27 protein-coding genes are annotated in these 24,008 nt (G+C 34.6%); 13 read left to right on the plus strand and 14 right to left on the minus strand.

What is annotated here, in order from left to right; genetic code table 11:
- The first annotated feature begins 26 nt into the window (after positions 1 to 26).
- Both D778_RS12275 and hutI read left to right on the plus strand, forming a co-directional pair.
- The gene (locus D778_RS12275; RefSeq protein WP_007651190.1) at positions 27 to 1,427 is read left to right on the plus strand and encodes an FG-GAP repeat domain-containing protein; all 1,401 of its coding nucleotides are present in this window, start codon (positions 27 to 29) and stop codon (positions 1,425 to 1,427) included.
- Positions 1,428 to 1,526: 99 nt separating this feature from the next.
- The gene (gene hutI, locus D778_RS12280) at positions 1,527 to 2,762 is read left to right on the plus strand and encodes an imidazolonepropionase (protein ID WP_007651192.1); all 1,236 of its coding nucleotides are present in this window, start codon (positions 1,527 to 1,529) and stop codon (positions 2,760 to 2,762) included.
- 95 nt (positions 2,763 to 2,857) lie between these two features.
- Here the strand turns inward: hutI and D778_RS12285 are convergent, their stop codons facing one another.
- Complete coding sequence (locus tag D778_RS12285) at positions 2,858 to 3,742, minus strand: hypothetical protein (RefSeq protein WP_007651195.1); 885 nt, start codon at positions 3,740 to 3,742, stop codon at positions 2,858 to 2,860.
- Positions 3,743 to 3,835: 93 nt separating this feature from the next.
- Here D778_RS12285 and D778_RS12290 point away from each other — a divergent pair, with 93 nt between their 5' ends.
- The 5 genes from D778_RS12290 to D778_RS12310 all read left to right on the plus strand — a co-directional run bounded on the left by D778_RS12290 (position 3,836) and on the right by D778_RS12310 (position 8,027).
- Positions 3,836 to 4,858, plus strand: a complete 1,023-nt coding sequence (locus tag D778_RS12290; RefSeq protein ID WP_007651196.1) for a formimidoylglutamase — start codon at positions 3,836 to 3,838, stop codon at positions 4,856 to 4,858.
- Positions 4,848 to 5,312, plus strand: coding sequence for a GNAT family N-acetyltransferase (locus D778_RS12295; RefSeq protein ID WP_007651197.1), 465 nt, complete (start codon positions 4,848 to 4,850; stop codon positions 5,310 to 5,312). The genes D778_RS12290 and D778_RS12295 overlap by 11 nt, the downstream gene beginning before the upstream one ends.
- Positions 5,313 to 5,367: 55 nt before the next feature.
- Positions 5,368 to 6,843 carry a helix-turn-helix domain-containing protein gene (locus D778_RS12300; protein ID WP_007651198.1) on the plus strand — a complete coding sequence of 492 codons (1,476 nt, stop codon included), beginning with the start codon at positions 5,368 to 5,370 and terminating at the stop codon, positions 6,841 to 6,843.
- 128 nt (positions 6,844 to 6,971) lie between these two features.
- Positions 6,972 to 7,709: an MBL fold metallo-hydrolase gene (locus tag D778_RS12305; RefSeq protein ID WP_007651199.1), complete on the plus strand. Its 738-nt coding sequence runs from the start codon at positions 6,972 to 6,974 to the stop codon at positions 7,707 to 7,709.
- A 75-nt stretch (positions 7,710 to 7,784) separates the two neighbouring features.
- A complete protein-coding gene (locus D778_RS12310; protein ID WP_007651200.1) occupies positions 7,785 to 8,027 on the plus strand; it encodes a hypothetical protein in 243 nt (80 codons plus the stop codon).
- 70 nt (positions 8,028 to 8,097) lie between these two features.
- On the opposite strand, the gene ettA is transcribed toward D778_RS12310, so the two are convergent.
- From ettA to D778_RS12340, 6 genes are all read right to left on the minus strand, one after another.
- Positions 8,098 to 9,789, minus strand: coding sequence for an energy-dependent translational throttle protein EttA (gene ettA, locus D778_RS12315; RefSeq protein WP_007651201.1), 1,692 nt, complete (start codon positions 9,787 to 9,789; stop codon positions 8,098 to 8,100).
- Positions 9,790 to 9,847: 58 nt separating this feature from the next.
- Positions 9,848 to 10,030, minus strand: coding sequence for a CAL67264 family membrane protein (locus D778_RS12320; protein WP_007651202.1), 183 nt, complete (start codon positions 10,028 to 10,030; stop codon positions 9,848 to 9,850).
- 100 nt (positions 10,031 to 10,130) lie between these two features.
- A complete protein-coding gene (locus D778_RS12325; protein WP_007651210.1) occupies positions 10,131 to 10,850 on the minus strand; it encodes a pirin family protein in 720 nt (239 codons plus the stop codon).
- Positions 10,851 to 11,021: 171 nt separating this feature from the next.
- Positions 11,022 to 11,459 carry a MarR family winged helix-turn-helix transcriptional regulator gene (locus D778_RS12330; RefSeq protein ID WP_007651211.1) on the minus strand — a complete coding sequence of 146 codons (438 nt, stop codon included), beginning with the start codon at positions 11,457 to 11,459 and terminating at the stop codon, positions 11,022 to 11,024.
- 24 nt (positions 11,460 to 11,483) lie between these two features.
- Positions 11,484 to 11,768 carry a GNAT family N-acetyltransferase gene (locus D778_RS12335; RefSeq protein WP_007651212.1) on the minus strand — a complete coding sequence of 95 codons (285 nt, stop codon included), beginning with the start codon at positions 11,766 to 11,768 and terminating at the stop codon, positions 11,484 to 11,486.
- A gap of 2 nt (positions 11,769 to 11,770) precedes the next feature.
- Entirely contained in the window at positions 11,771 to 12,301 is a 531-nt protein-coding gene (locus D778_RS12340) for an NADPH-dependent FMN reductase (RefSeq protein WP_007651213.1), read from the minus strand.
- Between the two features lie 178 nt (positions 12,302 to 12,479).
- On the opposite strand from D778_RS12340, the gene D778_RS12345 reads away from it, so the two are divergent.
- A complete protein-coding gene (locus D778_RS12345; RefSeq protein ID WP_007651214.1) occupies positions 12,480 to 14,108 on the plus strand; it encodes an acyl-CoA carboxylase subunit beta in 1,629 nt (542 codons plus the stop codon).
- Positions 14,109 to 14,166: 58 nt separating this feature from the next.
- Positions 14,167 to 14,589 carry a DoxX family protein gene (locus D778_RS12350; RefSeq protein WP_007651215.1) on the plus strand — a complete coding sequence of 141 codons (423 nt, stop codon included), beginning with the start codon at positions 14,167 to 14,169 and terminating at the stop codon, positions 14,587 to 14,589.
- On the opposite strand, the gene D778_RS12355 is transcribed toward D778_RS12350, so the two are convergent.
- Genes D778_RS12355 through D778_RS12365 form a run of 3 tightly spaced genes read right to left on the minus strand, consistent with a single transcriptional unit; the run spans position 14,590 to position 17,696 of the window.
- Complete coding sequence (locus D778_RS12355; RefSeq protein ID WP_007651216.1) at positions 14,590 to 15,669, minus strand: AMP-binding protein; 1,080 nt, start codon at positions 15,667 to 15,669, stop codon at positions 14,590 to 14,592.
- A gap of 5 nt (positions 15,670 to 15,674) precedes the next feature.
- Positions 15,675 to 16,658, minus strand: a complete 984-nt coding sequence (locus tag D778_RS12360; protein WP_007651217.1) for a CPBP family intramembrane glutamic endopeptidase — start codon at positions 16,656 to 16,658, stop codon at positions 15,675 to 15,677.
- A gap of 3 nt (positions 16,659 to 16,661) precedes the next feature.
- Positions 16,662 to 17,696, minus strand: coding sequence for an o-succinylbenzoate synthase (locus D778_RS12365; protein WP_007651219.1), 1,035 nt, complete (start codon positions 17,694 to 17,696; stop codon positions 16,662 to 16,664).
- A gap of 61 nt (positions 17,697 to 17,757) precedes the next feature.
- Between D778_RS12365 and D778_RS12370 the strand changes: the two genes are divergently transcribed.
- Entirely contained in the window at positions 17,758 to 18,726 is a 969-nt protein-coding gene (locus D778_RS12370; protein WP_007651224.1) for a sterol desaturase family protein, read from the plus strand.
- The gene (locus D778_RS12375) at positions 18,723 to 19,514 is read left to right on the plus strand and encodes an SDR family oxidoreductase (protein WP_007651225.1); all 792 of its coding nucleotides are present in this window, start codon (positions 18,723 to 18,725) and stop codon (positions 19,512 to 19,514) included. Before D778_RS12370 ends, D778_RS12375 begins: the two co-directional genes overlap by 4 nt.
- Positions 19,515 to 19,536: 22 nt before the next feature.
- Here D778_RS12375 and D778_RS12380 read toward each other — a convergent pair whose 3' ends face one another.
- From D778_RS12380 to D778_RS12390, 3 genes are all read right to left on the minus strand, one after another.
- The gene (locus D778_RS12380) at positions 19,537 to 20,214 is read right to left on the minus strand and encodes a metal-dependent hydrolase (protein ID WP_040492420.1); all 678 of its coding nucleotides are present in this window, start codon (positions 20,212 to 20,214) and stop codon (positions 19,537 to 19,539) included.
- Between the two features lie 198 nt (positions 20,215 to 20,412).
- Complete coding sequence (menA, locus tag D778_RS12385; protein WP_007651227.1) at positions 20,413 to 21,318, minus strand: 1,4-dihydroxy-2-naphthoate octaprenyltransferase; 906 nt, start codon at positions 21,316 to 21,318, stop codon at positions 20,413 to 20,415.
- 24 nt (positions 21,319 to 21,342) lie between these two features.
- On the minus strand, positions 21,343 to 22,215 hold the full coding sequence (locus D778_RS12390; protein ID WP_262507728.1) for a 1,4-dihydroxy-2-naphthoyl-CoA synthase: 873 nt from the start codon (positions 22,213 to 22,215) through the stop codon (positions 21,343 to 21,345).
- A 76-nt stretch (positions 22,216 to 22,291) separates the two neighbouring features.
- Here D778_RS12390 and D778_RS14260 point away from each other — a divergent pair, with 76 nt between their 5' ends.
- Positions 22,292 to 22,696, plus strand: coding sequence for a hypothetical protein (locus D778_RS14260; protein WP_007651229.1), 405 nt, complete (start codon positions 22,292 to 22,294; stop codon positions 22,694 to 22,696).
- A gap of 12 nt (positions 22,697 to 22,708) precedes the next feature.
- Positions 22,709 to 23,146: a hypothetical protein gene (locus tag D778_RS12400; RefSeq protein ID WP_155949957.1), complete on the plus strand. Its 438-nt coding sequence runs from the start codon at positions 22,709 to 22,711 to the stop codon at positions 23,144 to 23,146.
- Here D778_RS12400 and D778_RS12405 read toward each other — a convergent pair.
- On the minus strand, positions 23,134 to 23,964 hold the full coding sequence (locus D778_RS12405) for a CvfB family protein (RefSeq protein WP_007651231.1): 831 nt from the start codon (positions 23,962 to 23,964) through the stop codon (positions 23,134 to 23,136). The two genes, D778_RS12400 and D778_RS12405, sit on opposite strands and share 13 nt — an antisense overlap.
- Positions 23,965 to 24,008 lie beyond the last annotated feature (44 nt).

Here is a 24,008-nt window from a genome sequence, read left to right on the forward strand (position 1 = left end):
TAGCACCAACATAACCAACCAAGAATATGAAAAAAATATTACTTACTTTCCTTAGTTTTAATGCAATAATTTTTGCAGGATTTAGTCAAGAGGAAGGCTTTGCAATCCATACTGTTGGACCAACAGGTTCTAATCCGTATGTCATTGACTCCGGACATTTAAACCCAGGAGCCTATCCAGATTTAGCAGTAGGCACACAATCGGGAAATACTGTAGAAATTTATATCAATAATGAAGATGGAACTTTTGCAGCACCAATCATAAAAAATTTAAGTCTGGTAAGTGGTGTTCATATTGCAGATATTGATGGAATAAATGGTAATGATGTTTTGGCATCATCAAGTGGTGGGAGTAAATTAGTTTGGTATGCCAACAATGGAGATGGTACTTTTGCAGACGAAGCAATCATTTCAAGCTCCTTGGATACTCCTGGAACCATTGTTACAGGTTATATAGATTCTGATGCTACACTGGACATCGTATTATCTGTATATGGAGCCAGTGGAGATACAGACAGGGTCATTTGGTTTGCTAACGATGGTTTACCTTGGACAGAACAAGATGTTGTTCCAGCCACTGCAGGTTTAGGCTGTGGAAATATTGACATTGCAGATGTAGATGGAGATACCGATTTAGATATTGTGGTTGCCAATACAGATGCTGGTACTGTTGAATTGTATTACAACAATTACAATCCATTAACAGATAATAACCCTGTTAGTTTTACAGAATCTGCAGGTGGAGATATCTCTACTGGAAACACGTATTTGTTTGGTCTGGATTTTGGTGATGTAAATGATGATTCTTTTATGGACATTGTTAAAGTTGATTTATCTGGTCATGAAATTGCTTATTATCAAAACGATGGAGCCGGGAATTTTACTGAAGTACCAGTAAGTTCTCATCAATATCCATCAATTGCTTTTGTTACAGATTTAAACAACGATGGATATAATGATATAGTTGCAGCAGATGGCCTCAATCAAAATGACGATATGTTTTGGTTTGAAAGCGATGCCTTTGGTGGTTTAGGAGCTGAAACTATAATAACAAACAACACTTTACATAACCAAGTGTATAACTTTACCATAAACGATTTTGACAATGATGGTGACATAGATTTTGCTACATTAGGTTATCAAGATGGTACTTTAAAATGGATTGAAAATAATTTAAATTTAATTGGCACTCAAGAGTTCAAATTAAATACTGTAAGTATCTACCCTAACCCTACTTCCAATAGAATTTATTTTAAAGGTTTAACATCAAATACAGAAAGGGTTTCTGTATATGATATTTTAGGAAAGAAAATCTTAAGTAAAACAGTAAACACCAATAAAGGGTTAGATGTTTCCAAACTTCAAAACGGCATCTACATCTTAAAATTGGATCAATTGAATACAAGCTATAAGTTTGTGAAAAAATAGACTTTTTTCAACTAAACCATGAAACGCTATCATCTTTTCTTGATAGCGTTTTTTTTTTATCAGTAAAAAATTACGGAACTTTGAAAAAAACATAACATTTTGTCACTATTAATTAAAAACATCAAAGAACTTCTTCAAGTTAGGGAGTCACATATTTCAGTAGTAAAAGGAAAAGACATGCGTGTGCTTCCCAGTATTAAAAATGCCTACTTGCTTATTGAACACGATACAATTGTAGATTATGGCTCCATGGATGATATTCAAAACTTAGAAGCCGATAAAATAATTGATGCTTCAGGAAAAATAGTACTTCCTACCTGGTGCGATTCTCACACACATATAGTATATGCTGGCAACAGGGAACAGGAATTTGTTGATAGAATCAACGGATTGAGTTATGAAGACATTGCCAATCGTGGTGGAGGCATTTTAAATTCTGCCGAAAAACTTCAAAACACCACTGAGGAAGACTTATATCAACAATCGGCCAAACGCTTAAAAAATGTCATCAAGTTAGGTACTGGAGCCATTGAGATAAAATCCGGTTACGGGTTGACCCTTGAAGCTGAACTAAAAATGCTTCGTGTTATAAAAAGATTGAAAAAGGAATTCCCAGTAAAAGTAAGGGCTACTTTATTAGCAGCTCATGCTGTACCTAAGGCCTATAAAAACAACAAAACAGCTTTTGTGGATTTGGTTGTGAATAAAATGATCCCAGAAGTAGCCAACGAAAAACTAGCAAACTACATAGATGTGTTTTGTGAGAAAGGATATTTTGACCTGGAAGATACAGAGCGTATTTTAAAGACAGGAAGAGAACATGGCTTGATTCCTAAAATACATGTCAACCAGTTTAATGCCTTTGGTGGTGTAGGAATGGGTGTTAAATATCAGGCGCTTTCCGTAGATCACTTAGAGCAAATGGACCAAGAAGATATTGAAGTACTTAAAAACAGTGATACCATGCCAGTGGCCTTACCATCCTGCTCCTACTTTTTAAGCATTCCTTATACACCTGGCAGACAACTTATTGATGCTGGACTACCATTGGCTTTGGCAACAGATTACAATCCTGGTTCCACACCAAGTGGCAATATGAACTTTGTAGTTAGTACAGCTTGTATTAAAATGAAAATGACACCAGAAGAAGCCATAAATGCTGCTACCATTAATGGTGCTTATGCCATGGGAATAAGTAATATGTATGGTAGCATTACCAAAGGGAAAAAAGCCAACCTAATAATTACCAAAGAAATACCAAGCTATGCCTTTATGCCTTATGCCTTTGGCGAGAACCATATTGAGCAGGTAATTATTAATGGTTTAATTTATTAAAATACCCTTAATTGATATAAAAAAACCCGAAAGCTTAAACTTTCGGGTTTTTGTCATTATTAGTTCTATGGATATTAACTAATGATAACTACTTGTTATTTTAAAGTGAATTCTGAAGTTGACACCAAGTCCTTTTCATTGAAAACGTTAACGGTATAACGGCCTTTTTCAAAACCATCAGCATTTGGAGTCACAAATTCACAAATATTTAAGTTTGCATTTTCGTAATTAAATTTGCTTACCAAACTGTAATTAAGTGTCTTTTCTCCAAATTGAACTTGTTCGTTTACACCCAAGGTGTTGTTTTTAGGATCAATAACCTGAACATAAAGTTCTTGCTCTCCTGGTTGAACCAAAGCGTTCTTGGCAACAGTATAGCATACTCTAATTTTATCGGAACGTCCAGCTCTTTCTGTTGGAATCAATTTCCCTGAAGATCTTTCTATAACACCATAGCCTTTTAAACCAACTGTGGTTAATACAGCTGCATTTTCAACAACTTCTGCTAAAGCTGTATTTTGAACCATTAATGAATCTGTAAACATGGTACGCTCTTCCAATCGAACCCTTGTACTATCCAAAGATGTAGCTAATAAGGAATTTTCAATTTTTAACTTATCGTTTTCTGTTAACAATACATCCATTTCTTTTTGTAAGGCTAGGTATTTGGACTTGTATCTCCACAAGCTTTTTACATTGGTTTCAGAAATTTGTAACGAATCAATTAAACCTTGAATTCTAGCTTTGGCTTCAACTAAATTTTTATTGGCAATTTCATTGTCTCCTATTACAATATCGTATTGCTTGGCCATATTACTTAAGTCTTTCATGACCAATTGTTTTTCCTCTATTAATTGTGCTTCTGTTTCTTTCTTATCTTTTAACAGGTTGAAAGAATAAAAAGCAGCTCCTAAAAAAAGTACCAAGGCAATGCCCAAAGCCACTTTTAAACCCATGTTGTTATTTTTGTTGTTTTCCATTGTTATTTGTGTTTGTTGTTTTTAATTTAATTCCGGTTTTAGTTTTTTTTGTCTAAAAAAATGTAATTTTAACTTCTTTAATATCTAGCCAAAATGGAAGACAAACTTGTTTTATTTAATCCTTCAACTTTAAAAAAGCTGCTTAAAAAAAGACCAGCCGAATCCAAATTTGGTGAACATATTAAAATGTTAACCGACATTTCCAATATATACGAGGATATTAAAAGTTTGGACGTTGATTATGTAATTCTTGGAGTCCCTGAAGATGTAGGGGTTTTCGCAAACTACGGAAAATCAGGGACTTCAGCTGCTTGGGATGCTACAATTAAAATTTTGTTAAATATTCAAGCCAACACATTTACCCACGCAGATAGAGTCCTGGTACTAGGTCATTTAAACTTCGATTCGCTTTTAAAAAAATTATCCTTATTGGACCAAAATCATCCTAAAGACGTTTTAAAAGCCCGAAAAATGGTTTCTAAAATAGATGCTGAGGTTTCAGATATTATTTACAAAATTGTTAAAGCCGGAAAAAAACCCATTATCATTGGTGGCGGTCACAACAATGCATATGGTAACCTAAAAGGAACTTCTTTAGCTTTAAACGCACGTGTAAACGTGGTTAACTTTGATGCACATACAGATTTTAGAAAAGAAGAAGGCAGACACAGTGGCAATGGATTTAAATATGCTTATTCTGAAGGGTTTTTAAGAAAGTATTTCATATTTGGATTGCATGAAAATTACACCTCCATGGATGTGTTTAAAACCTTGGATAACCTTAAAAACATTGCTTACAATACCTTTGAATCCTTATTTATAAGAAAAGAAGTGAAATTTAAAGCAGAAATGTCCAAAGCTCTCCATCATGTGTCAGACCATCCTTTTGGAATAGAAATAGATTGTGACGCCATACAAAACATTCCTAGTAGCGCTATGACACCTACTGGGTTTAGTGTTAATGACACCAGACGTTTTGTTTCATATTTTGGCAAGGATCCCAACGCAACCTATCTGCACATTTGCGAAGCTGCACCAACACCAGAAACAGAATCACAGGTAGGCAAACTTATTACTTATTTAATTACAGATTTCTTAAGAGCCAATGCACATTGACATTATTCCATTCCAAAAAGCATATTCCAAAGATTTTTACTCTCTAAACAAAGAATGGTTGCAAACTTATTTTTATGTGGAACCTTTTGACGAGGAGGTGCTAAGCAAACCCAAAAAGTATATAATAGAACCTGGCGGACATATTTTTTTTGTAAAAATGAAAGATACCATTATTGGTACTGTAGCTTTAATGCCAACCACTAAAACAGCTGTTTATGAATTGACCAAAATGGCTGTGGCTCCAAAATATCGTGGCCTTAAAATTGGACAACATTTAATGCAGCATTGCTTGGAATTTTCAAGAAAACATGCTTTTAAAGAGCTTATACTCTACTCCAACAGAAAACTTGAAAATGCCATTTATATTTACAGAAAGTTTGGTTTTAATGAAGTACCTGTTGAAGAGAACAGTCCGTATAAGCGAAGCGATATTAAAATGACTTTAAAGCTATAATGCTATAAGTGATTTCGAAAAACGAACGTTCGCATAAAAAGCTATCTTTGTAATCATGGAAGAAGACTATATTAAACTCATCTTTGGTTTAAAATTAAAACAAAAACGAACCGAAAGAAACTTATCTCTTTTTGGGCTTTCCAAGCTATCAGGCTTATCAAAATCGTATTTAAACGAAATTGAAAAAGGGAAAAAATATCCCAAACCCGATAAAATTGCCATCCTTTCAGAAAAATTGGATGTTCCATACGACCAAATGGTTTCTTTAAAGCTGGATAAGAACTTAGCTCCCATAGGTGAGATTCTTCAATCTAAAATACTTAAGGAAATCCCTCTTGAACTATTTGGCATCAAGGAAAGCAATTTAATTGATATTGTAGCCAATGCTCCTGCCAAGGTAAATGCATTTATTAGCACCATCATAGAAATTGCCCAAAATTATAACTTTAGCCGTGAGAGTTTTTATTTGGCTTCCGTTCGTTCTTTCCAAGAAGCCAACAACAACTATTTTGATGAAATAGAACAAAGTGTTGTTACCTTCGCCAAAGCCTATCAAATTGATTTAACAAAACCAATTACTTCACACGAATTGGAAGAAATCCTTATTGAAGAATTTGGCTATACCATGAACCAAACAGAACTTGACAAACATCAAGAACTGGACAATTTACGTTCTGTTTACGTACCCAATACAAAAACATTGCTTTTAGCAAGTAGAATGGACGAAGCACAAAAGACCTTCATTTATGCTAAAGAACTAGCTTATAATTATCTGGAATTCAAGGAACGACTGTATACCTTTTCATGGATTAAATTTGAAAATTTCGATCAAGTCCTAAATAATTTTTATGCCTCTTATTTTGCTGGTGCCTTAATTTTACCTAAAGCATCCATTTCAGAAAAACTCCATAAGCTTTTTGCTAAAAAAGCATTTGATGAAACTCTGTTTTTAGATATCATTCAATCTTTTAATGCGTCGCCAGAATCGTTTTATCAACGTTTAACCAATATTTTACCAAAAGAATTCAACATTCAAAACCTGTTTTTTTTAAGGTTTACACATCGTGCAGGAACCGAAAGGTTTCATCTTAAAAAAGAATTGCATTTATCGCATCAACACTCTCCACATGCCAACGAATCCAACGAACATTATTGCAGGCGCTGGGTGTCTTTAAAGGTTTTAAAAGAAATAAGCAATACACAAAAAGAACATATTTTCAATATGCAAATATCAAATTATCCAAGCGATGATATGCGATATTTGGTGTTCTCTTCTGCTACAAAAGACCCTTTTAAAGAAGGCCATTTTAGAAGCATCGCATTGGGTTTGTTGATAGACAAACAATTACTGAGAAAACTAGCTTTTTTAGAACATGCAAATATCCAGCAAATGGATGTAGGTGTCACTTGCGAACGATGTAATATAAAAGATTGCCAGGTACGTCAGGCGCCTGCCATTCGTTTGGAACATAAAGCCAAGAACAAACAAATTGCATTGGTGGTTGAAGATTTGATGAAAAAATTCAGTTAGTTGCCAATTTTTAATAATTTTATATTTTAAATACCGTATTTCAAATGAAACAGAAACTCACTATATTAACTTTATGCATTGTAACGTGTTTATCATTTAGTTGTAAATCTGACAAACAGACATCCAAATTGAAAGAGGAACGAGTGCAAACGGACACGGTTGCTGAAATTGTAAATAAAAAAACCATTTCAGATATTACTGTAAAGCCCATTAACCATGCAAGTTTTATCTTAGAACACGAAGACATTGTAATTTATGTAGATCCTGTTGGTGGCGCAGAGTTATATAAAGATGAAAAACCACCAAGTGTTATTTTAATTACAGACATTCATGGAGACCACTTCGATTTGGAAACTTTTAAAAGTGTCATGACAGATTCTGCCCAGCCCATAGTGCCTCCAGATGTAGCCATTAAAATACCTGAACCTTTGCAATACAACATGTTTGCTGTAAGAAATAATGCCAAAGTAGATTACACAAAAACTGGTTTGGATGTGGTAGTATATTCGGTTCCTATGTATAATTTAAGGGAAGACGCTTTACAGTACCATCCTAAAGGTCGTGGCAATGGTTATATTGTAGAATTTGGAGGCAAACGTGTTTATATCTCTGGTGATACTGAAGACATTCCTGAAATGAGACAATTAAAGGATATAGATATGGCATTTGTTTGTATGAATTTGCCTTACACCATGACCGTTGAAAGTGCAGCCAGTGCAGTTTTGGATTTTAAACCTAAACAAGTTTATCCATATCATTACAGAGGAACCGAGGGTTTTAGTGATGTAGAAAAATTTAAATCACTTGTAAACAAAGGGAACAAAGACATAGAAGTGATACAATTGGATTGGTACAAAAATCCATAGTCTTTTAATAACTAGTTGTTTAGTTAAAAAAAATGTTTATATTTGATTAGCTATTAACCAAATCAAGTACCTACAATGTCACAAGTATTATCACTTTCAGGAACCTTCTCCTTGGCGCTTATTGAACAATCCAGTATTGTTACAGCCCTATCTATTTCAGTTATTTTTTTCTTGGTGCTTTTGATTTTAGGGTTAAGGAAATCTTATTTATTAAGGAAAGAAAGTGAAAAACTAAGTCAATCGTTCTCTTCAGATACCGATGAAGAAACTAAAGTTTACAAAGATTTTACAGAAAGTCACCTGTACGATAACAATTAAAACCAATTATGTTTCCATAAAACTAAAAAGCCTGCAATTGCAGGCTTTTAACTTGTTTCCATATAAAAACTTATCTTACTAATTTTCTATATTTAATTCGTTTAGGCATCAAATCGCCTCCAAGACGTTGTTTTTTGTTTTCTTCGTAGTCACTAAAACTACCTTCAAAGAAATACACTTCGGAGTTTCCTTCAAAAGCAAGAATGTGTGTACAAATTCTGTCCAAGAACCATCTATCGTGACTAATAATTACAGCACAACCTGCAAAATTTTCCAGACCTTCTTCTAAAGCCCTTAAGGTATTTACATCCAAATCGTTTGTTGGCTCATCCAGCAACAGGACGTTTCCTTCTTCTTTAAGTGTCATGGCCAAATGCAATCTGTTTCGTTCTCCACCAGAAAGCATTTTTACTTTTTTGTTTTGTTCACTCCCACTAAAATTAAAACGACTTAAATAGGCTCTGGAATTGACTTGTTTTCCTCCCATCATAATCAATTCTTGCTCATCGCTAAAATTTTGCCAAATGGTTTTTTCAGGATCTATATTGGAATGGGTTTGGTCCACATAGGCAATTTTTGCTGTTTCACCTACTTTAAACTCCCCTTTATCAGGAGTTTCTTCGCCCATAATCATTTTAAAAATGGTGGTTTTACCAGCTCCATTTGGTCCAATAATACCAACAATACCAGCTTGAGGAAGGTTGAAATTTAAATTGTCGTATAATAATTTATCGTCATAACCCTTACTTACTCCAATGGCTTCAATAACATTGGTTCCTAAACGAGGTCCATTTGGAATGTAAATCTCCAGTTTTTCGTCCAATTGTTTTTGGTCTTGACTCAATAGTTTATCGTAATTTTTTAAACGGGCTTTTTGCTTGGTTTGTCTTCCTTTAGCACCTTGTCTAACCCATTCCAACTCACGTTCTAGGGTTTTTTGACGCTTGGAAGCAGATTTTCCTTCTTGTGCCATACGTTTGGATTTTTGATCCAACCATGACGAATAATTCCCTTTCCAAGGAATCCCTTCTCCTCTATCCAACTCTAAAATCCAACCTGCTACATTATCTAAGAAATATCTATCGTGTGTCACAGCAATTACAGTGCCTTTGTACTGTGCCAAATGATGTTCCAACCAATGAACCGACTCGGCATCCAAGTGGTTGGTAGGCTCATCCAACAATAATACATCTGGTTCTTGTAAAAGCAATCTACATAAAGCTACACGGCGTTTTTCTCCACCAGAGAGCACACTAATTTTTTTATCACCTTCAGGAGTTCGCAAGGCGTCCATGGCTATTTCAAGTTTGGTATCCAATTCCCAAGCATCTGAAGCATCAATTTGGTCCTGGAGCACAGCTTGTCTGTTCATGAGTTTTTCCATTTTTTCTGGATCGCTATAAACTTCTTCCAGACCAAACATATCGTTAATTTTATTATATTCTTCCAGAATGGCAACTGTTTCAGCTGCTCCTTCCTTTACAACTTCCATAACGGTTTTGGTTTCGTCCAGTTTTGGTTCCTGTTCCAAGTATCCAACTGTATACCCAGGAGAAAACACTACATCTCCTTGATAGTTTTTATCAACGCCAGCAATTATTTTCAATAAGGTGGATTTACCAGAACCGTTAAGTCCTAAAATCCCTATTTTGGCTCCATAAAAGAAACTTAAATAAATATTCTTTAAAACTGGAGTATTGGCGCTCTGATAGGTCTTGGTTAAACCAGACATAGAGAAAATTACTTTTTTATCGTCGCTCATTTTTTTAATAAGTTAAATTGTTAAATAGAATTAGCTTGTAGTTTTAAACCACAAACTCTTAGACTCTTCCTTTTAGCGCGTTAAAAACCCATGCTACAGCAAAAAAACCAATTCCTACAGCAGCAAAACCCCAGCCTGCAACATCGTCGTATCTAAATGCTCCCAAAGCAATTAAAGCTAATCCTACAAAAATCATGATCCACGTTGCCCAAGCTAAAACGGTATTTTTATTCATTGCCATTATATCTAAAATTTGTAATTAGTAGAAATGCAAATATCGATATTTTTTAAACAAAAAACGCATTGAAATAGCTGCTTTTTAATTGAACTATTTTTATGGGTTATCCCATGGGAACCTCTATAAACAATAAGCTGGATCCCTCCATTGCATCTATTGAAAAACCTACTGCATTTGAAACACCCAATGCATCACGAGTCCCTAAGGTGATGTCTGCAATGCTTACTTGTCCAAAAACAGTCATTACATACACGCCATGATTGTCGCTTTTTAAAGTATACTCATATGTTTTTCCTATGTCCAAATCTATTCTGGAAATTATGGCATCTTGATGAATTTTTAAACTTCCTTCGTGATTTTCATCTATGGAAGTGACTAAAGTTTGCAGTTTGTTTTGTCTGTCTTCATCATGAAATGATTTTTGATCATAACGAGGCTCCACATGTTGTTTATTTGGCATGATCCAAATTTGAAACAAACTCAAATGTGTATCGTCCGAACCATTAATTTCTGAATGCTGAACACCTGTTCCTGCACTCATAACCTGTACTTCTCCAGGAAGTACTTGCTGCCAGTTTTGATGCATACTGTCGCGATGTTTTAAAACACCACTTAGTGGAATGGTTACAATTTCCATATTGTCATGTGGATGAGTTCCAAAACCCATTTTTGGGGCAATGATATCGTCATTTAAAACTCTTAATGCACCAAATTGAATTTTGTCTTTGTTGAAATAACCTGCAAAACTAAAGGAATGATTTGCCTGTAACCATCCATGATTGGCATAACCTCTATCTTCTGCTTTATGTAATACTGTTTTCATTTTATAGTAAATTTTTATTGCCTCGTCTGCCTATTGCAGACAAGAAAGTAGGTTTCAATTTTTTCAATGGAAAGTGACTAATTAAAATTATATCCTGTTTTTAAAAAAAGTATTAACTCAAATTTCTAGTTGAAAAGCTAGTGTTGAAATTTTTCTTTCCTTAGGAATTTATTATCTCATTTTATCCAATAAATCGCTTAATTGTTTAGCTTCTTCTTCAGAAATGTTTTTTAGCAAATCGTGATTAAAATCTTCCGAAATACTTTCTAAAAGTTGTTTTCCTGTTTTAGTGATTTTTATATAAACCACTCTCCTGTCGTCCATACAGGGAAAACGCTCTATAAGCTGTTTGGCAATGAGTTTATCCATTAACCTGGTTGCATTGGGAGAACGCTCTATCATACGCTCTTTAATGGTTTGCACCTTCAAAGCTTGGTCTGTGCCATTCAGGATTCGAAGAATATTGTACTGCTGTGGAGAAATCCCGAAAGGCTTAAAAAACTCGTTTTGAAAACTGGAAATCCAATTTGCCGTGTATAAAACATTGACTAGGGCTTTCACCTTAGCATTTGCAAATTTCGAGTTGATTTCTTTTGAAAGATTTCCCATGTCATTTATTCCTTTGCAACAATTTTAAGCAATAACATCTTTGTACTGGTCTTGTTTTTTCTCAAAAACGGCCTTGGCATAAGAACAGGTTGGTGCAGCCTTTAAGTTGTTTTCCCTCATAAAGGAAACAGCTGCATCAATTAATTTATAACCTATTCCTTGTCCTTTTAAAGTTTCTTTGACTTCGGTATGATCTATATCAATAATGTTGTTATTTTTATAACGATAGGTCATTTCTGCTTCTTGTTTATTGTCTATTTCAATGTAAAACTTACCTCTAGTTCCATTGTCTTCATGTTGTATATTCATAATTATATGGCGTTTTTAAATAAATTAATCTTGTTTTTTAATGCGTCATCAAGCTCTTTGTTGGTTATTTTTCCATCTGAAAAATTGGTTTCAAAAAATGGCAAAGAAAAATCTGCAATAATTTGTGCTTGGTGTCTTGGAAACCTGTCCATTGCCATGGCTAAAACCGAAGCGCCTCCTCTAGCTCCAGGTGCTGCTGCCATTAACAACATGGGCTTGTTTAAAAAGGTTTTCTGTTCTGCCCTGGATAACCAGTCAAAAATGTTTTTAAACACTGCTGTATAAGCTCCATTGTTCTCTGCCAATGACAAAATAATACCATCACATTTTTTTATGTGATCCAGAAATGACAGAGCGTTTGCTGGAATTCCCTGTTCTGCTTCTAAGTCTTTACTGTAAATTGGTAATTCAAAATCATTTAAATCCAAAATGGTAACCGTTACATCGTCAATCAACCTTGAAGCGTAAACGGCCAATTGTTTGTTAATGGAATCTTTGCTGTTACTTCCTGCAAATGCTAAAATGTGTTTCATGTATTATATTATATTTTTTATGTCCTTGAATGAGGATAACCTATTTATTTTTCATTGCAAATATATGTAAAATATAAATAGTTTCCAAGGAAACTAATTCCATGTAATATTATTTAACAAAATATTCGCTTTTAAACCATGTTCTACTTTTGTAAATTCGTAGCAAATAAATATTTCTATGGACATAAACTTCAACAAAAACGAAGATTACAATAAACTTTTAGTTTCAGAATTAAAAAAACGTTTAGCCCAAGTAAAGCTTGGAGGAGGAAAAAAGAATATTGAAAAACACCATTCCAAAGGTAAAATGACTGCAAGAGAGCGTATTGATTACCTTTTGGATGCAAAAAAAAATAGCATAGAAATTGCCGCTTTTGCTGGTGAAGATATGTACGAAGAACATGGTGGCTGTCCTTCTGGAGGCGTTGTGGTGAAAATTGGTTACATTAAAGGAAAGCAATGTATGGTAGTTGCTAACGATGCCACTGTAAAAGCAGGAGCTTGGTTTCCTATAACCGGAAAAAAGAATTTACGTGCTCAGGAAATTGCCATAGAAAACAAGTTGCCAATTATATATTTAGTGGATTCTGCTGGAGTATATCTTCCTATGCAGGACGAAATTTTTCCAGATAAGGAACATTTTGGACGAATTTTTAGAAACAATGCCATAATGAGCAGTTTGGGCATTACACAAATCGCTGCCGTTATGGGTAGTTGTGTGGCTGGTGGTGCCTATTTACCCATAATGAGTGATGAAGCCATGATAGTGGATAAAACCGGTAGTATCTTTTTAGCTGGTAGTTATTTGGTTAAAGCAGCCATTGGTGAAACCATAGATAATGAAACCCTTGGTGGAGCCACCACTCATTGTGAAATTTCGGGAGTTACAGACTATAAAGCAAAAGATGATAAAGACGCTTTGGATAGAATAAAAAATATTATTGATAAAATTGGCGATTTTGATAAAGCTGGTTTTAATCGCTCTACTCCTGCCAAGCCTAAAGAAAAACAAGAAGACATTTATGGCATTCTGCCAAAATCTCGTGCTGACCAATACGATATGTATGAAATCATCAAACGTTTGGTTGACAATAGCGAATTTGAAGAATACAAAGCTGGTTACGGAAAAACCATTATTACAGCTTATGCCAGGATTGATGGTTGGGCAGTTGGGATTGTTGCCAACCAAAGAAAACTGGTAAAAACCAAACAAGGCGAAATGCAATTTGGTGGTGTTATCTATAACGACTCTGCAGATAAAGCAACCCGATTTATTGCCAATTGCAATCAAAAGAAAATTCCTTTGGTGTTTTTACAGGATGTTACCGGTTTTATGGTAGGAAGTAAAAGTGAACATGGAGGAATTATTAAAGATGGTGCCAAAATGGTGAATGCCGTGAGCAATTCTGTGGTTCCTAAATTCACTGTCATACTTGGAAACAGTTATGGCGCCGGAAATTACGCCATGTGTGGAAAAGCTTACGACCCACGATTAATAATTGCATGGCCAAGTGCCGAATTGGCTGTGATGAGTGGTAATAGTGCTGCCAAAGTGTTATTGCAAATAGAAACTGCATCGCTTAAAAAGAAAGGGGAAGTTATCACCAAAGAAAAGGAAGAGGAACTCTTTAATAAGATTAAAGACCGTTACGACAAGCAAGTTTCGCCATATTATGCTGCTTCCAGAATATGGACAGATGCCATTATCGACCCATTGGATACCAGAAAATGGATCAGTATGGGAATTGAAGCTGCCAATCATGCTCCTATTGAAAAAAAGTTTAATCTTGGAGTTATTCAAGTTTAAACTTCCATATTTCACTAAAATTTTGTACCTTAATAACTGAAAATCAAACATTTTCGTTATGGGAACAATTAAATCCTTAAACAAATGGGCTAATGCGCATACGTATTACCCATTAGATGTTTTACGAATTGCGTTAGGCGTTTTTCTTTTTATGAAAGGTGTCCATTTTGTATCCAACACCGAATTGTTGGTGGAACTTATCAAACCCTTGAACACTTATGCTGGAAGTATGATTTTGGCTCATTATGTAGCAGCTTCCCATTTGGTTGGTGGTATTTTAATTGCTTTTGGCTTATTAACCCGTTGGGCAATTATTGTTCAAATTCCTGTGTTGATTGGAGCCATACTTGTAAACTTTATGGGAGACTTTAACACAGCCAATTTGTTATTGGCAAGTGCAACATTTTTGGTGTGTGTGTTTTTTGTGTTTTACGGTTCTGGTAAGCATTCTGTGGATTACTATTTAAAAATGCAAATGTAATTAGGCAATAAGCTCTAATGTTTTTGAACGCTGCAATTTACCCGAAGTGGTTTCAATGAATTTTGAAACTGCATATACCCTCTTTGGTTTTTCATATCCATCCAAATCATCAAAAATAGTAGCTGGTAAATTATTGTTAGCAGCTTCCAAAACTAGGATTAGCCTCTCACCAAGTATTTTATCAGACTCTGAAGCAACAAAAAAACGGTTAGTGATCTTAGACTGCAACTTCTTCTCTATTTGTTCTGGATATAATTTAATCCCACCAGAGTTTATCACGTTATCTATTCTTCCCAACCATTCAAAAGATGTATTGGAATAAAGCGTTACAACATCATTGGTAACCAATTTCCCTTTGGTTAGTTGAGGTGCCTCAATCACTAAACAATGTCTTTCATCTTGCAAAATCTTGATATTAGGAAGTGTGTGATAGATGTTTTTAACTCTTGGATTGGACGTATCATCATAAACATGGTTTAAGGGCATGACTGCAATATGTGTAATGGTCTCTGTCATACCGTACGTTGCATAAACTTTGGTTTTCAAGTTTTTTATTTGCTCTTTAAGATTAAAGGACAAAGGAGCGCCACCTACAATCAGGGTTTTTATATGGCTTATTTTTTTTATGTTTTGTTGTAACTGCATTGGGACCATGGCACAAAAGGTATAGTGTTTTTTTGTATTGAAATTTAAAACACTTGCAGGTTCAACAACATCTATTTGTAGTCCTAAAATAATGGCACGAACCAGCATCATTTTACCAGCAATAAATTGGGTTGGCAAACAATGTAAGGCTTTGTCTCCCGGTTTTAACCCAAAATAATTTCCAGTTGCAATGGCAGAATGCACCATGGCTTGTTTTTTTATTTTTATGGTTTTAGGGTTTCCAGTGGTTCCAGAAGTTTTGGTCTTTATGTAATCTTTGGAGTCCAACCAATCAGCCAAAAAATCGCCAAGTGCCTTCTCAAAAGGTTTTCCTTCTTTGATAAAACTATAAGCAACTTCTTTTAATTCTTCATATGAATAATTTCTGTTGTTCAATTTAAATTTATTGTGAACTTTATCGTAAGTAGGAATCATGAAGGTTATTCTATAAGGTTATTGTCTTCTGTGGTTAAATCTGGATGGGCTGTTTCAAGTAAAGGTGCTTCAACAGGACCAAATAATTTTTCCGACCAATTGGTCCAGTGATATTTTTTGGAAAAAACAAACAAGAGCAATGGAAACAGTATAAAAACTGGCATAAATATTTCTGTAAAACTAGCAGAAGTTGGTTCTGCCATATCCTTTAATACAGAATGTGTTTGAAAGGCTGTCCAATCGGCTGTGACCAACAAAGCTGTAAACAAATTGTTGGCTGCATGAAATCCTAAAGCAAGCTCCATGCCTTCATCCATTAATGTCATGATTCCCAAAAACAAACCTGTTCCTATATAATAAACCATAATTACGTTTCCTAATTTGTCCACTTCAGGATTGGCAATATGCAACATCCCAAATATAAATGAGGTCGTTAATAGTGGTACCCATTTATTCTTGGCCAAAACACCAATGCCTTGCATTAAATAGCCTCTAAACAAATATTCTTCAAAACTGGTTTGCAATGGTACCAATACTATAGCTATGACACATAAAATAATAAAAGGCTGCAATTTAAAATTAACCACATAATCTTCTGGAGACAAAAAATAATCTAAAGTAATAAAACCAGAGCTTACAATTCCCCATAAAATAAAAGCAAACCAAATACGATTCCAGTCAATTTTGGGCCTTGCTGTTGTTAAAGATGTGATACTTTGCTTATGTAGAAATTTTACAACCAGAAACAGCCCAATCAAGCCTACTGCAAAAGAAAGCAACATTAAAAACAAATTTAGGTTGGGTTCCAACATGGTCATCATCTGGGTTTCGTCCAATCCAAAAACACTTTCACCATCGTTAATGGCTTTCATAAAAACAGCTACAGTAAACGGAATTTGACCGATGACCACAGCAATAACAACGAAGACAATTCCAACTAAATATCTCCACCAATCGTGTAACGCATTAAAAGCTTGAGCTATATACATAAATTATAAATTAAAATTCCAATTTTTATTTTTTTGGTATTGCAATGTACCATTTTTTACTAGTAAAGGAGAGTCAAAATTATTGGTAAACAAACCACCTGTGCCCAGCCCTTGATGATAATCTTGATGTAACATATAGGTCCATTGTGCTATGGCATTTAAGCCTACATTGCTTTCCAATGCACTTGTAACCCAATAATATGCGCTTTCTTTTTGTGCCAGGCTTACCCAAGAACCACTTCCTTTAAAACCTCCAATTAAACTGGGTTTTAGAATAATGTATTGAGGTTTTATGGTTTGAAGCAATTTAATTTTTTCTTTTTTTGAAAAAATGCCAATCAGCTCTTCATCCAAAGCTATTGGTATGGGTGATTTTTCACATAATCGAGCCATTTCCTGCCATTGTCCCTGTTTAATGGGTTGCTCTATGGAATGGATTTGTAATTCTGCAAGCTGGTGCAATTTTTCCAAGGCTTCTGAAGCTGAAAAAGCACCATTGGCATCGACCCTTAAAATAATGTCTCTATTTGAAAATTCTTTCCTAATGGATTTTAGTAAGTCTAATTCTGTTTGAAAATCAATGGCACCAATTTTCATTTTGATACAGGAAAAACCAGCTTCAATTTTTTCTTTTATCTGTTGTTTCATGAAACTTTCACTTCCCATCCAGATCAAGCCATTGATAGGAATGGCGTCGGTACCCTTGGTAAAATTTGAAGGTAACAATACAAATTGGTCATCGCTATTTAAAGAAGCAAAAGCCGTTTCCAGTCCAAATTGGATGCTTGGAAATTTATAAAGCTCATCCAATAAAACCTGTAAACCCAAATGGATGTTTAAACAGGTCCATTTTAAAATCTCTTCATAATGTGGAACATCGTCTGCACTCAAACCACGAAACAACCCACACTCGCCCACTCCAATTTTGTCATCCTGTTTCAATATCAGGAACCAGGTTTCCTTGGTTCTTAAAACACCTCTAGATGTGCCACTGGCTTGTTTAAAATTTAAAATATATTTCTTGTAGGTTGCTTTCATAGTAAGTTTCAAAAATACTTAAAATATTTTGTACATTTAGACTTAATAATCTTAAATACTCATGCCTGAATTTCCAAACCTTATTCATTTTGCCATTCCTTTTTTTATAGCTTCCATGCTTTTGGAACTGTTCATCACAACCAAAAAAAACATTAAAAGTTATGAACCCAAAGACGCATTGACTTCTATTGCTATGGGTTTAGGAAATGTATTTATAGGTTTGCTAAGTAAAGGTTTGGTGTTATTGGCTTTATTTTTTGTATATGAAAATTTTAGGATTTTTACCATTCCCATTGCTTGGTGGAGTTTTGTTTTGTTGTTTTTTGCAGACGATTTTTCTTATTATTGGTTCCACAGGATTTCCCATGAGTGTAGATTGTTTTGGGCATCGCATGTGGTTCACCATTCCTCACAACATTATAATCTTAGTACTGCCTTGAGACAAACTTGGTCTGGTAGTTTCTATTCCTTTGTGTTTTGGTTATGGTTGCCTTTGTTAGGATTTCATCCAGCCATGATATTGTTGCAAATGTCCGTGAGTTTATTGTATCAATTTTGGATTCATACAGAAACCATAAACAAACTGCCAAAATGGTTTGAAGCCATAATGAACACACCTTCGCATCATAGAGTACATCATGGAAGCAATCCTGTTTATCTTGATAGAAATCATGCTGGTATTTTAATAATATGGGACAAATTATTTGGGACTTTTCAAGCTGAGTTGGATCATGAAAAGGTGGTTTACGGATTGGTAACCAACATCCAAACTTATAATCCTGTAAAAGTTGCCTTTATAGAATGGTATAACATGCTTAAAGATGCTTTTTCTGGAAAAAAATCACTTTCCAATAGATTGAAATATTTTATAAAACCACCCGGATGGAAACATGATGGTACAGGAAAATTAAGCAACAACTTAAGGGAAGAATGGTTGGCAACACATTTAAATTCTCAATCCAACCCCAAACTTAATGAAAGCAGCGAACATATTTCAATACCTGTCAAGGGCAAAAAAACTATAGCATGACCTTTGAAAATAAAGTGATTTGGATTACTGGTGCCTCTAGTGGCATTGGGAAAGGCTTGGCTTTGGAGCTATCCAAACAACATTGTAAACTCATATTGTCTTCAAGACATCAGGAACAGCTCTTCAGCGTTAAAAAGGACTGTAAAAACCAAGAAAATGTTCAAGTTTTAGCATTGGATTTGGCTCATTATGCAACTATGAGCTTGGTAGTTGAAAAAGCCATGCAACTTTTTGGCCATATTGATTTATTAATCAACAATGCAGGTATTAGTCAACGTTCTCCCATTATTGACACATCTATAGAAGTGGATAAAAAGCTTATGGAAATAGATTATTTGGGTACGGTAGCATTAAGCAAAGCACTATTGCCTTATTTTATTAAAAGTAAAACAGGTCATTTTGTTGTGGTTTCCAGCCTTATGGGTAAATTCAGTTCCCCTTACAGGTCCTCTTATTGTGGTGCAAAACATGCCTTACATGGTTTTTTTGACACCTTGCGTATGGAACACGAAAAAAACCATATTAAAGTGACCATGATCTGTCCTGGATTTGTAAATACCAATGTGGCCAGAAATGCGTTAACTGCTGATGGCAGCAAACAAGGATACCAAGACGAAATGACCGAAAATGGACTGGAAGTTACTGTGTTTGTTAAACGCATGCTTAAAGCCATTCAAAAAGAAAAGTTTGAAGCATATATTGGTAAATCTGAAGTTTTGGGCGTGTATGTTAAACGGTTTTTTCCAAAGTTACTCCATAAATTAGTCTTAAAAAGTAAAGTGACCTAACTGTAGGGGATTTTGCGTAAAATCAAAGCTCAATACTTTCCCCTATATCTAGCAACATCAAGTCTTTATTTTTATCGAAGAATTTTCGTTTGGCTTCTTCATGGTCTATTTCAATATAACCGAAAGTATCGTAGTGATAACCTAAAATTTTATCGCACTCCACAAAGTCACTTGCTATAATAGCATCGTCTATTCCCATGGTAAAATTATCTCCTATAGGTAAAATGGCTAGATCCAATTTAATTTGTAAAGGGATTAATTTCATGTCCATGGTTAAAGCTGTGTCTCCAGCAATATAGATGTTTTTACGCTCTCCTTCTATAACAAAGCCTCCTGGTTGTCCACCATAGCTTCCATCTGGAAATGAAGATGTATGTATAGCATTAACATACTTTACATTACCAAATTCAAAATCCCAACTACCACCATGATTCATTGGATGTCCTTCCAAACCTTTATTTTGGAAGTAACTTACTATTTCAAAATTAGATACGATTACAGCATCTGTACTCTTTGCTATGGTCTCTACATCCAATATATGATCTTGATGAGCATGTGTCAACAAAATATAATCTGCTTTTAAAGTGTTGATATCTATATGTGATGCCTTATCATTTGCAGATATAAATGGATCCACCAATATATGAACGTCATTTACTTCTATTCCTAAACTTGCGTGACCGTAAAAAGTGATTTTCATTGTTTTGAGAGATTTTTTTGAAATTGGAATTTACAAAAAAACTCAAACAAATTGCAAGAATCTGTTTGAGTTTTTCAATCCCCAAAATATGAAGCATTTTAACCGCTTCAATTATTGATAATAACCTACCAACACAATAAATATAAAACATATTTATTTGAAAAACAAGGCTTTATGAAATTATTTTAGTAACTATTGTTAAAGTAAATGACCAATGGCAAGCAAAACACTTAGTATAAATGTGCTTAATGCAAGCTTTTTTAACTCTGGATCCAACAGTTTTGGGTCTGTATTGTCACGAACAGTCATAAGGTGCTTAACAAGAGGAATATAAGCAAGGAAATAGATAAAATTAAAAGGCGAAGAGTAATACAAAATGCCATATAAAATCGATAAAACCATGGCACAACCTATTAACACGTAGTGATAGGTTTTTCCATTCTCAAAACCCATTTTAACTACCAAGGTGTTTTTATTTGCTCTTCTATCGGAATGAATATCCCTTAAGTTATTTAAATTTAATACAGCCACACTTAACAAACCAATGGTACAAGCTGGCAAAAATATAATGTGATCCAATTTTTGAGCGAATAATATATAACCTCCTCCAACACTTATCAAACCAAAAAATACAAAAACAAAAACATCTCCTAACCCTCTATATCCATAAGCATTATTTCCAACAGTATATTTTATGGCAGCATAAATGGCAAATAAACTTAAACCAAAAAAAAGCATGGCCAGTAAAAAGTGTTTAGTCCCAAAAGCAGCCATGATTAAAAAGAACGCCAAGCCGATAACAATTAAAATATTTATTTTAATGGCCTCAAACATCTCATCTGGAGTTATCGTTCCACTCTGTATGGCACGTTGTGGTCCTATTCTATCGTCACTATCTGTACCTTTTACACCATCGCCATAATCGTTTGCCAAATTAGAAAGTATCTGCAAACTTAAGGTTGTTAAAATGGCCAACACAAACACCAACCAATCAAAAACACCATTGTAAGCAGCCAAACTAGCAGCTACAATGATTCCTGATAGAGACAAAGGAAGTGTTCTTAGCCTAAAGGCCGATAACCATATCTTGTATTTTTTTGACATAAATAAGTGCTTGTATCAATAGATTTATGGGATCCATTTTTTAGGAAAATTAGGCTTTCGCTTTTCAAGAAAAGCATCTCTACCTTCTTTAGCTTCATCTGTCATGTATGCCAGACGCGTAGCTTCTCCTGCAAATACTTGCTGGCCAACCATCCCATCATCTGTTAAATTCATGGCAAATTTTAACATTTTGATGGATGTTGGTGATTTTGCCAATATTTCTTGAGCCCATTGGTAAGCAGTCTCTTCTAGTTCATGATGTGGAATTACAGCATTTACCATGCCCATTTCAAAAGCCTCTTGTGCCGAATAATTTCTTCCTAGAAAAAAGATCTCACGTGCTTTTTTCTGACCTACCATTTTTGCCAAATAGGCTGATCCATAACCCCCATCAAAACTGGTAACATCGGCATCTGTTTGCTTAAAAATGGCATGTTCTTTACTTGCCAAAGTTAAATCGCAAACCACATGCAAACTATGTCCTCCACCAACTGCCCAACCTGGAACCACAGCTATTACTGCTTTAGGCATAAAACGAATAAGACGCTGCACTTCCAAAATATTCAATCTATGGTAACCATCTTCCCCAACATATCCTTGATGGCCTCTAGCTTTTTGGTCTCCTCCAGAGCAGAATGAATACACTCCATCCTTTGTTGAAGGCCCTTCAGCAGAGAGTAATACCACACCAATATTTACATCTTCACTTGCATCATAAAAAGCATCATATAATTCTTTGGTGGTTTTAGGCCTGAAAGCGTTACGTACATTTGGTCTATTAAAAGCAATTCTAGCAACACCATTACACTTTTTGTAGGTAATATCTTCGTATTCTTTGGCTGTTTTCCAGTTGATTTCACTCATAATCTTGTCACTTTTTTCGGTGTAAAAATACATAATTACAACAAATATCAGCTATTGCATTTGCTTTTATAAACAAAATTATATAACTTATATTTTCAGGTATGACACTATGAAAACACTAAAATCTTCTTTTGCATCAGAAATTGATGCTACCGTTTCATTGAAAATAGGTGACTTTCATTTTATTGAAAACATGATTATTGCTGAATTTAAAGAAGGTAGCCATGTAACTTTTAACAAGTTTAATGAGGTTCTAGAACTTAAAAACGAAACCCACAATGGGATGCCCCAGTTTTTTATTTCCAACCGAATATATTCGTATTCTGTAGATCTTATGGACATCTTGTCTAATTCGAAAAACTTAAAGTTTCTTTCTGCTTATGTTATTGTGTCTTACAACCATCTTACCAATAAAGTGATTGAGTTGGAAGATGCCTATTTTTCATTTCCCAGAAAAAAATTTGAAACTTTAGAAGAAGCTGTAACTTGGGTTAGAAGCAAAAAAACGACTTAATGTAATAAAAACATGCAAACACCAGTACGCTCCTCTTTTCTATCCAGCAAGATAATGAAACACATAGCTCTTAAAATAGGGGATTTTTACTTTTTTGAAAATTTTGTTTTGGTAGAATATGCCAAAGAAGCCATAATTTCCATGCGTGCCTTACATGAAATAAAAACCAAAGGTTTGGGGCAATTTGCCAACAACAAACCTTTTGGGTTAATTGTAAACAAAATACATCCTTTTAATACGGTACCAACCGATGCCATGCAGCTTGAAAAAGAAATCCCTAACCTGGTTGCCACAGCTGTAGTTAGCGAAGATTTGACCAAAACCGTAAATTTTGATTTGGAAAATCATTTTTTTAAAAAAATCAACAGACGGTTGTTTTCTTCTTTGGAAGAAGCAGAAGCGTGGATCAATGAAAAAGTTGAAGCCAAAAAAAACAGCTATACCAAATAAATCCCGTCTTCTTTTATTTCTATAAGTTTTTGCTTGTATAAGGAACCAACTGCTTTTTTAAAGCTTTTTTTACTCATTTTAAGCACTTGTTTAATGGTTTCAGGATCCGATTTGTCCGTTAAGTTTAAATATCCACTGTTATCACGAAGTTCCACCATAATGGCATCGGCATTTGGTTCTATGTTTCTATAGCCTATTTGGCCTAAAACCACATCAATTTTATTATCAGGCCTGATTTTTTTTATGTAACCCTTCAACCTGTCCCCAACACTTAAATCCTGAAAAATATCGTCGTTGAAAATAAGTCCCAAGTGTTTTTTGTTGATAATCACGTTCATACCTATTTCTGAAGGATGGGACACGATTAAGTCTACTTCTTCAAACTGACTTACCGTAAGTTCTTTGTTATCCAGAAATTGATTTGTTTTACTGGAAGCAACCAATCTGTTACTTTTTTCATCCAGAAAACAATACACAAAATACCAACCTCCTTTTTTCATTTTAAAGGCCTGTTCCCGGAACGGACAAAACAATTCTTTAAGCATGCCCCAATCCAAAAAAGCACCATGTTCCGTTACGGCATTACATCGTAATAATGCAAAATCACCTTTTTTAATATAAGGTTTATCGGTTACGGCAACCAAACGTTCTTCATTGTCCAAATAGACAAAAACGTCCATTTTATCCCAAATTTTAAACGATTCCGGTACGTATCGGTTTGGCAACAACACTTCGTTCCCTTCTTCATCTGCTAAATATAAACCTTGTTCAGATTCGCGAAGTATTTCTAACGTATTGTATTCTCCTAAATGTATCATGCTGCAAAGGTAGTAATAATAGATGTTGAAAATGAAAAAAATCA

This window comes from Xanthomarina gelatinilytica, from assembly GCF_000348685.1.
GTDB lineage: Bacteria > Bacteroidota > Bacteroidia > Flavobacteriales > Flavobacteriaceae > Xanthomarina > Xanthomarina gelatinilytica.